Consider the following 12,964-nt stretch of genomic DNA (forward strand, 5'->3'; position numbering starts at 1 on the left):
GAATTTCGGCGGATCAATGATCCTTTGGTGTTTCCATGATCTCGGTTAGCATCCCGCCCATATCCTTGGGATGCACAAAAAAGATAAGTGTTCCATGTGCGCCGATGCGTGGTTCGCCCAATACGCGCTTGCCCATAGCTTCGAATTCGGCCTTGGCGGCATAGATATCCGGGACCTCGAAACAGATATGATGCTGGCCGCCCAAAGGATTCTTGGCAAGGAAACCATGGATAGGACTGTCATCACCAAGTGGTTCGATCAGCTCGATCTGCGTGCCATTGGTCGGTCCATCTGCAGGCGTATCGACAAAACAGACCTTCACGCCTTGGGCTGGCAGATCAAATGGATCATGAATTTTCGTTGCGCCCATGACATCACGCCAATGGGTGATGCTTTCGGGGATGGACGGTGTGACGACGCCAATATGGTTGAGGCGACCAAGTTTCATTATATTACCTCCGACGCTAGGAACGCTGTTCCGAACAAAATTGATATCAAACCTAGCATACCCATAAATAATCCAGAGAACACATAGACCCAAAATTCAACGGCATGGTTGAGCCTAGTTACGAAATAAACTTCGTTGTTCTCATCTTTCAGAGAATATTCCCCCGTTCGGAGGCCTGTGATCGCTTTCCGAAAGCAATAACCCATAGCCCATGCCCCAAATCCGAGAAAAAGAACCACTTGAAATACCAATGTAGAAATATCACTCAAATCCACTTCAATGCGCCTCTCCATGCGGAAAGAGTTTGTGCACCAGCGGGGCGATTACCGCTCCGATTGCGACACCCAATATGCCCGACAATATCGCAAAGCTTATCCCGCTGGCAAATAGCTGTGACGATTCCGGAAACAGACCGACCAGCGGATGAGAGATTATCGCGATAAGATGCTCAGGCCCATGCCAACCCACGGCGGCGATATTATGCACCAGCAAGCCACCGCCAACCCATGCCATGGCCAGTGTTCCGATGACCGAAATGGTGGCTAGCAATTTGGGCATGAACGCCACCAAACCGCGTCCGAAGGAAGCTACGAAACCGTCATTTTCGGTCGCGAGATGTAGCCCCACATCGTCCATTTTCACGATCAGGGCGACAACGCCATAGACCCCAACAGTTATCACGATGCCGATCAGTGCCAGTATGATCCCTTGTTGCCACCAGACTTCATTGGTTATTTCGGACAGGGCAATGGCCATAATCTCGGCAGACAGGATGAAATCCGTTCGGATCGCGCCGGAAACCATTTCATCCTCGCGGCCATGGCCTTCGATAATGGCGGGCTTGTCATGCTTGGTCGTCTCATCAACATGAAGCCATTCAAGCACCTTCTCAGCCGCCTCGTAACAAAGAAAAAGGCCACCAAGGATCAGGATGATTGGAATAAGAAACGGAGCAAATTGACCGAGAAGAACCGCTGCCGGTAAAAGGAACAACAGCTTGTTCTTGATCGACCCCTTGGCGATTTTCCAGATCATCGGAAGTTCGCGTGATGGACTGAAACCCGTCACATATTGCGGGGTTACAGCGGCGTCATCAATGACCACGCCAGCGGACTTGGCCCCTGCCCGCGCTGCCGCTGCACTTATGTCATCAACAGATGCGGCAGCAACTTTGGCAATGGCTGCAACGTCGTCGAGAAGGGCTACTAATCCAGTTGGCATTTAATTCCCCATCACTATGGCGCAATCGCGCCACAATTTGTTTCAACGTTATTTCCATTGATGGCGACAATCATCACTTCCTGAAATAGTCGTCCAGCAGGTCGCCCTCTCCAATAGAACATATCAGTACCATCGCGAACTTGTTCATGCCGAAAACCCGCGCTGATTAACTCGCCGAACACCTCTTGTTTCACTTCCAGACTGTCTTCCACATAGCTCTTTAACCACTCTCGCCTGTCGTTGTAGTTATGCTTTGCAAATGCTTGCCGTAGCGGCGAGGCCTTTGCTGGCATATTAAATGGCACCCATGGTATCCATCGAAGCATCTAAGAAACCCTCACAACGGAATATTGTCATGCTTCTTCCAAGGGTTTTCCAGCTCCTTGTTGCGTAGCTTCCGTAACCCCAGCGCCACGCGGCGGCGCGTCGAATGCGGCATGATCACTTCATCGACAAAGCCTTTTTGCGCGGCGATAAACGGGTTAGCGAAGCGGTCTTCATATTCCTTGGTCTTCTCGGCAATTTCCTCTTCGGTTTTGCCGCGGAAGATAATCTCAACCGCCCCTTTCGCGCCCATGACTGCGATTTCCGCAGTGGGCCAGGCATAGTTCAAATCGCCGCGCAAATGCTTGGATGCCATCACGTCATAGGCACCGCCATAGGCTTTGCGTGTGATGATGGTGATCTTCGGTACGGTTGCTTCGGCATAAGCAAAGAGCAGTTTTGCGCCATGCTTGATAATACCATTATGCTCTTGCGATGTGCCAGGCAGGAAGCCGGGAACATCTACCAAGGTCACAATCGGAATATTAAACGCATCGCAATAGCGGACAAAACGTCCGGCTTTCTTTGATGCGTTGATGTCGAGACAGCCGGCGAGAACCATCGGCTGATTGGCAACCACGCCAACCGTCTGGCCTTCGATACGGCCAAAGCCGCATATGATATTGGCTGCATGTGCTGGCTGGATCTCGAAAAACTCGCCCTCGTCGACCATTTTTTGAATAACCTCATGCATATCATAAGGCTGGTTGGCATTGGCGGGGATTAGAGTGTCGAGGCTGTCCTCGAGCCGGTCCCACGGGTCAGCAGTCGGGCGCTCTGGCACTTCTTCTCGATTGCTGAGCGGCATGTAATCGATGAAATCGCGCGCCGCGAGCAGCGCTTCGATATCATTCTCATAAGCAACGTCAGCAACGCTGGTCTTGGTTGTGTGGGTCACGGCCCCACCCAGTTCTTCCTGAGTCACAATTTCGTTGGTTACGGTCTTCACGACATCAGGCCCGGTCACGAACATGTAGCTGCTGTCTTTTACCATGAAGATGAAGTCCGTCATTGCCGGTGAGTAGACCGCACCACCCGCACAAGGCCCCATGATCAAGCTGAGTTGCGGAATGACGCCGCTCGCCAGAACATTGCGCTGAAACACATCAGCATAGCCGCCCAGAGACGCCACGCCTTCCTGAATACGCGCGCCACCGCTATCGTTGATGCCGATAACCGGGGCCCCGACTTTCATCGCATTTTCCAGAACCTTGCAAATTTTCTCCGCATGGCGTTCAGACAGTGAGCCACCGAAGACCGTGAAATCCTGGCTGAAGACGAAAACGAGACGGCCGTTGATTGTGCCGGATCCAGTAACCACGCCATCACCCGGTATTTTCGTTTCTTCCATACCGAAATCGACGCAATTATGCTCGACATAGGTATCTATCTCTTCAAACGAGTCCTCATCAAGCAGCACTTCGATCCGTTCGCGTGCGGTCAGCTTGCCCTTGGCATGCTGGGAATCAATCCGCTTCTGGCCACCGCCGAGATGAGCCTCCGCACGCTTGGCTTCGAGTTGCTCGATAATCGTCTGCATGGATCCCCCAATGTGATTGGATAAGTATTTTGACTATGGAAACGTCCCTAGCCAATGCACGGAGGATTATGCAATCGTCAATAAAAATTAATCGATCAGTTAAGTTTCTCGAAAAAGGTCGTTTGCCGTAACGTCAAGCTATTTCAACAATACCAGTTCCTCCGACATACTCGGATGCAAGGCAACCGTGTCATCGAAGGCCTGCTTGGTTAAGCCCGCTTTGACCGCGACTGCCGCCGCCTGAAGAATTTCCGGCGCATCGGGACCGATCATGTGCAAACCAAGAATTTTCTCGCTCGTCGCCTCAACAATCATTTTATAAAGGCTGCGTTCTGGCCGGTCGGCGAAGGCATTACGCATCGCCCGGAAGTCAGAAGAATAGACTTTGACATTGCCATATTGGGTACGGGCTTCGCCCTCGGTCAGACCGACGGAAGCAATTGGCGGTTGAGAAAATACCGCAGATGGAATGCAGCTATAATCGACGGTCTTGGGCGTATCGTTAAACACAGTTTCAGCGAAAGCCTGTCCTTCGCGAATGGCGACCGGTGTTAACTGGACGCGATCAGTTACGTCACCGACAGCGTAGATGCTTTCAACATTCGTGCGGCTATACTCATCGACTTTAATTGCACCTTTTTCGTTGGTTTCTACGCCGGCATTTTCGAGACCCAGTCCGTCGATTTTGGGCCGACGACCGGTAGCCGCCAATACGACATCAGCGCGCATGGCTGGCTTGCCATCCATATAGACATCAAGCGCGCCGTCTTCCCGCTTCTCGATCTTGTCAAACGTGCAGTTAAACTTGTAATTTATGCCTTTGGTCATCGCAATCTGCAGTAACCGGTCGCGCAAACTTTCGTCATAACCGCGCAAAATGACATCGGAGCGGTTCACGACGAAAACTTCACTACCCAGTCCGTTGAATATTCCGGCAAACTCATTGGCGATATAGCCACCGCCCGAGATGATCACGGTCTCAGGCAGTTTCTCCAGGTGGAACATTTCATTGGATGTCAGCATATGCTCGCTGCCTGGAAACTCTGCGACATCAGGCCATGCACCCACTGCGACCAATATGTATTTCGCGGTCACGGTCTTGCCGCTTGCAAGCTTCACCTCATGCGGGCCGACAATCTCGGCACGTTCCAGAATAATTTCGACATCATGGTTGTTCAGCGTTTGGGTGTAGGCCGAGTTCAGGCGATCAACATCTGAAAGAATATGATCGCGTAATTTTGTCCAGTCGAACTTGGCATTTTCCCAGGTCCAGCCAAAGTTTTTACCATCTTCCAGATCTTCCGAAAAATGGGAGCCATAAACCAGCATTTTTTTCGGAACACAGCCACGAATGACGCAGGTACCGCCTACCCTATATTCTTCAGCTACAGCAACCTTTGCGCCGTAAGAAGCTGATACTCGCGCTGCTCGGGTTCCGCCTGATCCCGCGCCAATAACAAACAGGTCATAATCATATTCGGACATTATATATTCCTTGATAACTCAGGCAGGAAATGCCCGGTTTTTTAGTGTTTCGGTCGAACTGTCCATTTGGTTACCGCCCCCTGCCAAAAGCGCATTGGCCATTTCCTTGCCCAGCTCGACACCGAATTGGTCAAACGGATTAATGCCTAACAGAACGGCATTTGCAAAGGTGCGATGCTCATAAAAGGCGATAAGCGCACCCAATGTCCGTCCATCGAGATCATTCAGCAAGACGGTTGTTGATGGTCTGTCGCCCGGATAATTGCGATTGCTGTCATCGGATGACTTGCCAGCCATCAGTGCTGCGCCTTGCCCGAAGCAGTTGAGCAACAACCCTTGATGATGCTCCGCGGCCAGCGAATGACCGGGCTCAATCACCGCCAGAAATTCTACCGGTACCAGATGGGTGCCCTGATGAAGCAATTGGAATACAGCATGCTGCGCATCCGTGCCGACACCGCCCCATGTAATCGGGCTACTGTGGCGGTCGAGTGTTTTGCCGTCCGCCATGACGGATTTACCATTACTTTCCATTTCCAGTTGCTGAAGATAGTCGGGCAATAATTTCAATCGCTCATCATAAGCAAATACGGCACGAGTTTCGCATTTCCGGACCTGACAATAATATTGGTCACAAAATGCGGCAATGACCGGAATATTCTGCTCAAACGGCGCTTGTTTAAAATGCGCATCCATTTCTGCCGCGCCTGCCAACATATCCTCAAAAACTTCAAACCCTAGTGTCAGCGCAACGCTAAACCCGATCGAGGACCAGAGCGAATAGCGCCCGCCTACCGTCTCTGAAAATGGCAAAATACGACTTTCATCAATGCCCCATTCGACCGCCTTTTCCGGCATGGCTGTCAGAGCGATAATTTTACCAAACGGATCAGAGACCCCCTGTTCCATCATCCAGTCCGTTACCGACCCGGCGTTGAGGAAGGTTTCAGCTGTCGTGAAGCTTTTCGACGCTATAACCAGCAGGGTTTTATGTGCATCAAAACGCTCAAGCACTGGCTCCAGTGCACAGCCATCGATATTTGAAATGACTGCCGTTTCATATTTCTCATCGCCGATTTTCAGCGCTTCGAGCAGCAATTTCGGGCCCAATGCGGATCCACCAATGCCAAGATGAATGATATGCTCAATATTACCAAGCGCACCCGCGTCGATGGCTTCGACCAGACCTTGCATCCGTCTTTTCAGCAAACGCGCATTTTCGACACTGGTTTCCGCACCAATTCCACGTTCTGCGGTATGCTCTGCCGCACGGCCCTCACTGATATTGACCATCGCGCCACAGGTAAGAGCTTCAATCTGTTCTGATAGCCCCTGGTCCGCAGCCAGCTTCTGAAAACTATCCAGTAAAGTACCGTCCATGTGCGTTTTTGAAAAATCAAAATAGATACCGGATTGCTCAAAGCTCCATTGTGTAACACGGTTGGTATCTGCATCGAAGAGCGCCTTCAGGGTCGATGCGGGATGATTTTCTATCGCGGTCCAGTGATCCAAAGCAGGTTCTTTCTTGTTAATTTCAACGATCTATATGCCCTATTTTCGACGATAGCTCTATCTCGCGTCTATCTTGTGAACAAGGCCCAATCAGCGACGATTGTCGATAAATACTGTCTCTTGACCGCACGCTTCAATATAAGCAAAGGGGCGCGATGAAAGATAAAACTGCAGAACGCTCAGAAACCGCTGATTTCATGGTATTCCTCGTAAAATTGGCGATATTCGTCATTATTTTGCGCAGTTTTATCGTCTCCCCATTCAACATCCCATCGGAATCCATGCAACCGCGCCTTATGGTTGGTGACTATCTGCTGGTCGCAAAATGGCCCTATGGCTATTCAAAATACAGCATGCCATTCAGCGTTCCGGTCATCCCTGGACGCATATTGCCCAACAAGCCGGAACCGGGTGATGTTGTTGTATTCAAGGCACCGCCGAGCGGTTCGGACGATTATATCAAGCGGGTTATCGGTTTGTCCGGCGATATTATTCAGGTCACTAACGGTGTTGTTTCGATCAACGGCATCGAGGCCGAACGCAAAAAAATTGAGGATTATGTCCATCTGGTGTCGCCGAATAGCGCTTGCTATGAAACCTATTTTGAAACAACCAATGCAGATGGCGAACGGATTTGCCGCTATCCACAATATGAAGAGACCCTGCCCAACGGGAGAAGCTACAAAATACTGGACGTAAATGAGGCATCCATAGGCGATAATACCGAGAGCTTTGTCGTGCCGGATGGCCATATGTTCCTGATGGGCGACAATCGTGACCGCAGCGCCGATAGCCGGTTCCCTGCCGTTGAAGGTCAAGCGATCGGAATGGTTCCGCAGGAAAACCTTGTCGGACGGGCGCTGGTATCGGTATTCTCGACCGACGGATCTGCAGAATGGATCAAGCCATGGACCTGGTTCACTGCGGCGCGCTGGAACCGAATTGGAGAGAATTTTGATTAACCCGGAATTTCTGGACTGGATCACCACCCTGACCGGGAAAGTCCCTCGGGATGAAAGACTCTACATCCGCGCCGTTACCCATGGCAGTTTTGGCGATGATGATTATCAACGGCTCGAGTTTCTCGGCGATCGGGTCTTGGGCGTGACCATTGCCACACAGCTTTACCATCAATTTCCCAATGAACCCGAAGGCAAGTTGTCGCAGCGCCTGAACGGACTTGTCTCAGGTAAAGTCTGTGGCGAAATAGCCAGCGAGATCGGTTTTTCCGATCATCTGTTGCTCGGCAAGCAGGCACGTGATGACGGTGCGCGCCAGAGCAACAAAGTGCTGGGTGATGTCATGGAATCGTTGATTGGTGCGCTCTATCTTGATCACGGGTCCGATGCGGCAAAACAGTTTGTTCTCAAATATTGGGGTGACCGGATATCGGGCATGGCAAAGGATATCCGCCACCCCAAATCCGCGCTGCAGGAATGGGCCGCAGCGCATAACCGCAAAATGCCGGTTTACGAGCTTATCGAGAAATCTGGGCCGCATCATGACCTGCGCTTCACGGTCAAGGTCAGCGTCAACAAAGTTGGCGCAGTCGAAGCCTCTGCGACCTCCAAACAAACCGCAGAGACCGAGGCGGCAAAACTCTTTCTGGAAAAACATACATGACCCAAAAATGCGGTGTAGTGGCGTTGATCGGCGCGCCCAATGCGGGGAAATCAACCCTGATCAATGCGTTGGTCGGTCAAAAAGTCGCGATTACCAGTTCCAAACCGCAAACAACGCGCACACGGCTGCTGGGCATCGCGATTGAGGAGGAGGCGCAACTGCTGCTCGTCGATACCCCGGGCATTTTCGAACCGCGCCGGCGACTGGACCGCGCCATGGTTTCTGCGGCGTGGGATGGCGCGGAAGACGCCGATATCATCATATTACTTGTGGACTCACGGGCAGGCCTTGGCCCTAAAGTCACTGCGATTGTGGAGCGTATAAAGCACCGTCCGGAAAAACTGATCCTGGTGATGAACAAGGTCGACATTGCAGCAAAAGACAAATTGCTGACTCATGTCATGAAACTCAATGATCTGTGCGGGTTCAAGGAAACTTTCTTTGTCAGCGCAAAGACCGGAGACGGGCTGGACGAACTCAAGGCCTATCTGGTCGACGGCATGCCGGAAGGCCCCTGGCATTTTCCCGAAGATCAGGTGTCGGACGCCAGCGAACGGCTATTGGCCGCAGAAATCACGCGCGAACAGGTTTTCCGCCAGCTCCACGCAGAGTTGCCCTACGCAACCGCGATTGCGATGGAACAATATAAGGAACGACCTGACGGGTCACTGGAGATCCACCAGCAAATCCTTGTCGAAAAGCCGACCCAGCGCGCCATCATTCTTGGCAAAGGCGGTCACCAGATCAAGGAAATCGGCGCCAAGGCCCGAGCCGAACTATCAGAGATATTAGGCAAGACCGTCCACCTCTATCTCCACGTCAAGGTCAGTGCGAACTGGGACGAGGACAAGAGCCTCTATCAGGATATGGGCCTAGACTGGGTCAAGTAACCGACGGCGTTCATAATAAGCGCAGTTATCGGCGTATGTATTTACACCGCTAAACGCGTACCAAAACGCCCTCGCTCGTCGATGTGTTTAAGCGCTCTTCCATGCGCGTCCTGACCCTCTGCGCACCTAAGTTGCGATAATCCCTTAAGATCAGGAACAACCGACCGTTATAAACAAAGTGTTTTACGCCCACGATCATAGCAATGCTCGCGGCTGCCTTCGCACAATAAATGAACCACTCTTTTTATCCTCTCTGGGACAAGGTGAAATAAATGGTCGGTAATGTTCAAGCAGCTAAGGTTGAGGCCTTTCATAGCAGCAACACTCAAATCGTTCAGGAGCGACGCAAAAAGGAGCGGCAGCTAACCGTATTCCGACTGGCCAAAATCGCATCCGGTGCTGCAGAAGGGTGGGGTTTCATAAAGAATATCTCCGGCAGTGGTGTGATGATCGAGATTCATCCGAGCTTTGAAATGGATGAAACCGCAACGGTCGCCCTCACCGACGACGTCGCGCTTACGGCATCAATCCGCTGGCGCAAAGATACCCTCGTCGGCATGCAATTCAAAAATGAGATCAACGTCAATGAGCTGCTCGCCAGTCTGCGGGTCCACAACAAATATCATCTCTCCCGACTGCCGCGCGTACACATGCGGCAAGCAATCGTTTTCAGAATCGGATCGACATTGGTAAAGGCGGAGATCTGCGATATCTCCCCTTCAGGAATTCGTATAAATGCTGATCATGTTTGCGAGATCGGCAACCAGCTGACTTTAGTGGTGCCGGACCTGGGCGATATAACAGGCACGGTCCGCTGGCAGAAGGGGTCCGAGATCGGCATCAAATTTCACAAAAGAGTATCTGTTCCGCAGATAACAGACTGGCTAGCCAATTTTTATACCAAGAATATGAAACATGCTTCCGAAAACAGCGTTGGACCGGACTAGTCACAGACTAGTCATTGGGGAGCAATAGCTCTCGTCCTACTTTCCGTCGGTAAAACTGCCACCACCACTCATAACCTGAATTGCGCTGATCATATTGTCGGCGAGTCGGTTGCCTCTTTTTCGGGCTTCGACCCATTGCTTGTTAGTCATGCAAACCTTGCGCTTCCGCGCGAGGCTGCCAACAATGGCTTCAGAGCGACATCGCACATAGTCCGGATGACGTTTGTCTGTAATTTTCTCGGGTACAGCAGAGTTGTTGGCTCCATTTACCGCATCCACTTGTTTGACGACATTCAATTGTGTCGCTCCCACTGTGGAGGAAAACGCGCCTATGACAATCAATGCAACTGCTTTGCTTACGAAGCCTTTTGACAGTGCTGAAAATTTGGTCATCTTGTGAGTCCCCCAAGTAAATTGATTTTTATGCGTATAGCATAAACCTCCAAAGATCAAAGAAGACATATATTCGCTAATACTCAGATAACACTCGTCTGGCGCATATAATACTCAAGCCTGAGATTCTCGAACTTCTTTCACTGGGACTACGGATGGGACCTACTTTGTGTTATTCAACACCCCCATTTAAAACTAAGAGAATACTGCCTAGCAACTTCTTTGTCGAGAAATCAGACATCATTTATATCGAATATTCTGGTTCATCTTTTTCAAATCAATTACTGATATTATAAGATATGGCTAGAAGATCTGACAGATCGCCCTTGAATGCCAAATCCGACCGCGAAAAGCTGTTGGAACGTAGGCTGGCAAGAAGCGAAGCGGCGAGAGAAGAAGCGGAACAACTTCTTCATACCAAGAGTCGATCCCTGGCCGCCGCCCAACAGTTGTTGCAGCAAAAAGAAGCGCAGTTGCTTGAACAAGTTAACCGGCAGACTCTATCCCTCATCAGTGCTCAAACTTTAGCAAAGGTCGCCACCTTCCATGGCGACGAAAGTCAACGGTTTACTGGGTCCGAAAATTTTGCAGACGTAGTCGGTTCCAAAACAACGGTCACAAGTTTCGATCAATTTGCCAAAATGGTTCACCCGCTAGATCGGGACGAAGCGATACAAATGTTGCTTTCCGCTGAAAAGGGCGAGCTTGTTGACAAGCAGGTCGTCGGTGATTTCCGGTTTCTCGATCACGATGGCAAGACACGGTGGTTGCGATGGGCGGTCACGCAGAACCTATCCGCTAAGGGTGCTGGCTTCTATGGTTACGGAGCAGTTCGCGATATAACCGAAGAACGCCAAGCCGAACGACAAGAACAGCTTATGCTCAAATTGAGTGAACGGCGAGCCAAACAGCTCGAAAAAGTTAGTGAAGATCTCCGCAATGCCCGGACTGATGAGAAAAAGAAAAGTGAGCAATTGGAACAGCGGGTAATCGAGATGGAAATGATGAGTGCGGAGCTGGATGATGCCCGTGCTAATGCTGTTGCTGCAGATAAGTCAAAATCCCGATTTTTGGCGATGATGAGCCATGATATTCGTACGCCGTTAAATGCAATATTGGCAACATTGGAGTTGCTCAGCATCTCGGATTTAGATGCCGATCAGGCAAAGAAAGTCGAGCTAGCGCACCAAAGTAGTGATCAGCTCCTGTTCCTTTTGGCAGATATAATCGAAATTGCGCGGACGGACGGTTGGAAACTTGAATTGGATCTGAGTGAGTTTCACTTGCCACAACTGGTGGAGCAGGCCGCGGAAACTTGGCGCCCATTGGCGGCCAAGAAAAGCCTGATAGTTTCGACGGAAATATCTCCGCAATCTAACGATTTTCTAATCACAGATCGCACGCGAGTTAGACAGGTGATCGACAATTTTGTCAGTAATGCGATTAAATATTCTAGCGATGGGAATATCCATATTGCTGCCAAAACCTTCACCGACCCAACAGGACCTAGCGTCGAATTTGTCGTCTCGGATACTGGCTCTGGTATTTCGAAGGACATCCAAACGCGACTCTTTGATGATTTTGATCGCGGCAATGTTGATAGTGATTTGATAGAGGGCACCGGTTTGGGTTTGTCCATTTGCAAGCGCATTGCAAAAGCCATGGATGGGGAAATCGGGGTTGAGAGCGAGATTGGTAAAGGCAGTAAGTTTTGGATAAAACTGCCAGTTACCATTGGAGATGGGTCGCAAACTGCTGAGGATCGATTGCAAAAACCGAATATCACCGAATTCAATATCGATGATAGAGCGCCAAAACTGCTTGTTGCCGAAGACGTAGAAGCCAATCAAATCGTGCTGGTCTCTTTGTTGGAGAATCTCGGTTGTGAAGCGATAGTAGTCAATGATGGATCAAAGGTGATTGATGCTTTGGACGCAGAAGCCTTTGATGGAATATTCATGGACGTCTGGATGCCAACCAATGGAATGGAGGCTACGAAACAGGTTCGCGCAAACCAAAAGCACAACATGATTCCCATCTTTGGGGTTACCGCTTTTGCGGCCGATGAAGAGAGGGCAGCGATATTGGCCTCCGGTATGGATGGCGTGATCGCTAAGCCCATAAATATCTCCGGATTAACCTACGCATTGGAACAAATATGTGGAACCAAAGGCTCGGTGACCGATGATCATCTGGATGGCTCAGTTCCCGATTTATCCAATCCCGAATATATCGACACTGAAAAGTTCCGAGAACAACTAACTGCCGTTCCTATAGATCGACGGGAGTTGCTGATTGAAGCGGTTGGTGCGGACATCGGGAAATGGTGCGATAAATTTCAACGCTCCTGGGTCGCTAAAGATCAGGAAGGTGTAAGTGCGGCCCACCATGCGCTTCGGGGTATTTGCAACGGTTTTGGTGCCTATTCTCTTTTGGAAAAACTGGAATCAATCCGACAAACTGAATTATTAGGCGACAGCGCTGTGCTTTTGCCGATTGAAAATATTGAACAACGAACAATATCTGCCCTCCGTCGATCAAGCCAGATGGCCGATCGACGGAGGGATTGAAGGAGGGCCCG

General features: G+C 50.5%; 12 protein-coding genes. 5 read left to right on the forward strand and 7 right to left on the reverse strand.

The annotated features are described in order from the left end of the window. Positions 1–13 precede the first annotated feature (13 nt). From mce to pgi, 6 genes are all read right to left on the reverse strand, one after another. Positions 14–448 (reverse strand): methylmalonyl-CoA epimerase, encoded by a 435-nt coding sequence (gene mce / locus DG177_RS02525; RefSeq protein WP_108810054.1) that lies wholly within the window; start codon positions 446–448, stop codon positions 14–16. 276 nt (positions 449–724) lie between these two features. After that, a complete protein-coding gene (locus tag DG177_RS02535) occupies positions 725–1,669 on the reverse strand; it encodes a DUF808 family protein (RefSeq protein WP_108810056.1) in 945 nt (314 codons plus the stop codon). A 14-nt stretch (positions 1,670–1,683) separates the two neighbouring features. After that, positions 1,684–1,974 carry a hypothetical protein gene (locus DG177_RS02540; RefSeq protein ID WP_337658450.1) on the reverse strand — a complete coding sequence of 97 codons (291 nt, stop codon included), beginning with the start codon at positions 1,972–1,974 and terminating at the stop codon, positions 1,684–1,686. A gap of 32 nt (positions 1,975–2,006) precedes the next feature. Next, positions 2,007–3,533 (reverse strand): carboxyl transferase domain-containing protein, encoded by a 1,527-nt coding sequence (locus DG177_RS02545; protein ID WP_108810058.1) that lies wholly within the window; start codon positions 3,531–3,533, stop codon positions 2,007–2,009. A gap of 138 nt (positions 3,534–3,671) precedes the next feature. Next, positions 3,672–5,018, reverse strand: coding sequence for a glutathione-disulfide reductase (gene gorA / locus DG177_RS02550; protein ID WP_108810059.1), 1,347 nt, complete (start codon positions 5,016–5,018; stop codon positions 3,672–3,674). Positions 5,019–5,036: 18 nt separating this feature from the next. Then, entirely contained in the window at positions 5,037–6,530 is a 1,494-nt protein-coding gene (pgi, locus tag DG177_RS02555; RefSeq protein ID WP_337658451.1) for a glucose-6-phosphate isomerase, read from the reverse strand. 155 nt (positions 6,531–6,685) lie between these two features. On the opposite strand from pgi, the gene lepB reads away from it, so the two are divergent. The 4 genes from lepB (at position 6,686) to DG177_RS02575 (ending at position 9,990) form a co-directional block, all read left to right on the forward strand. Continuing rightward, entirely contained in the window at positions 6,686–7,492 is an 807-nt protein-coding gene (gene lepB / locus DG177_RS02560; protein ID WP_108810061.1) for a signal peptidase I, read from the forward strand. After that, positions 7,485–8,153, forward strand: a complete 669-nt coding sequence (rnc, locus tag DG177_RS02565; RefSeq protein WP_337658452.1) for a ribonuclease III — start codon at positions 7,485–7,487, stop codon at positions 8,151–8,153. The genes lepB and rnc overlap by 8 nt, the downstream gene beginning before the upstream one ends. Beyond that, positions 8,150–9,043: a GTPase Era gene (gene era / locus DG177_RS02570; RefSeq protein WP_108810062.1), complete on the forward strand. Its 894-nt coding sequence runs from the start codon at positions 8,150–8,152 to the stop codon at positions 9,041–9,043. Before rnc ends, era begins: the two co-directional genes overlap by 4 nt. 272 nt (positions 9,044–9,315) lie before the next feature. Beyond that, positions 9,316–9,990 (forward strand): PilZ domain-containing protein, encoded by a 675-nt coding sequence (locus tag DG177_RS02575; RefSeq protein ID WP_108810063.1) that lies wholly within the window; start codon positions 9,316–9,318, stop codon positions 9,988–9,990. A 36-nt stretch (positions 9,991–10,026) separates the two neighbouring features. Here the strand turns inward: DG177_RS02575 and DG177_RS02580 are convergent, their stop codons facing one another. Then, a complete protein-coding gene (locus DG177_RS02580; protein ID WP_108810064.1) occupies positions 10,027–10,383 on the reverse strand; it encodes a hypothetical protein in 357 nt (118 codons plus the stop codon). Positions 10,384–10,709: 326 nt separating this feature from the next. Here DG177_RS02580 and DG177_RS02585 point away from each other — a divergent pair, with 326 nt between their 5' ends. After that, positions 10,710–12,953, forward strand: a complete 2,244-nt coding sequence (locus tag DG177_RS02585; protein WP_337658453.1) for an ATP-binding protein — start codon at positions 10,710–10,712, stop codon at positions 12,951–12,953. Positions 12,954–12,964 lie beyond the last annotated feature (11 nt).

The sequence above is a fragment of the Sphingorhabdus sp. Alg231-15 genome, from assembly GCF_900149705.1.
Lineage (GTDB): Bacteria > Pseudomonadota > Alphaproteobacteria > Sphingomonadales > Sphingomonadaceae > Parasphingorhabdus.

Bases quoted from the DNA above. Each gene is read 5' to 3' on its own strand.
- DG177_RS02535 (WP_108810056.1), bottom strand. From the start codon at position 1,669: ATGCCAACTGGATTAGTAGCCCTTCTCGACGACGTTGCAGCCATTGCC.
- mce (WP_108810054.1), bottom strand. From the start codon at position 448: ATGAAACTTGGTCGCCTCAACCATATTGGCGTCGTCACACCGTCCATC.
- era (WP_108810062.1), top strand. From the start codon at position 8,150: ATGACCCAAAAATGCGGTGTAGTGGCGTTGATCGGCGCGCCCAATGCG.
- DG177_RS02575 (WP_108810063.1), top strand. From the start codon at position 9,316: ATGGTCGGTAATGTTCAAGCAGCTAAGGTTGAGGCCTTTCATAGCAGC.
- lepB (WP_108810061.1), top strand. From the start codon at position 6,686: ATGAAAGATAAAACTGCAGAACGCTCAGAAACCGCTGATTTCATGGTA.
- gorA (WP_108810059.1), bottom strand. From the start codon at position 5,018: ATGTCCGAATATGATTATGACCTGTTTGTTATTGGCGCGGGATCAGGC.
- DG177_RS02580 (WP_108810064.1), bottom strand. From the start codon at position 10,383: ATGACCAAATTTTCAGCACTGTCAAAAGGCTTCGTAAGCAAAGCAGTT.
- DG177_RS02545 (WP_108810058.1), bottom strand. From the start codon at position 3,533: ATGCAGACGATTATCGAGCAACTCGAAGCCAAGCGTGCGGAGGCTCAT.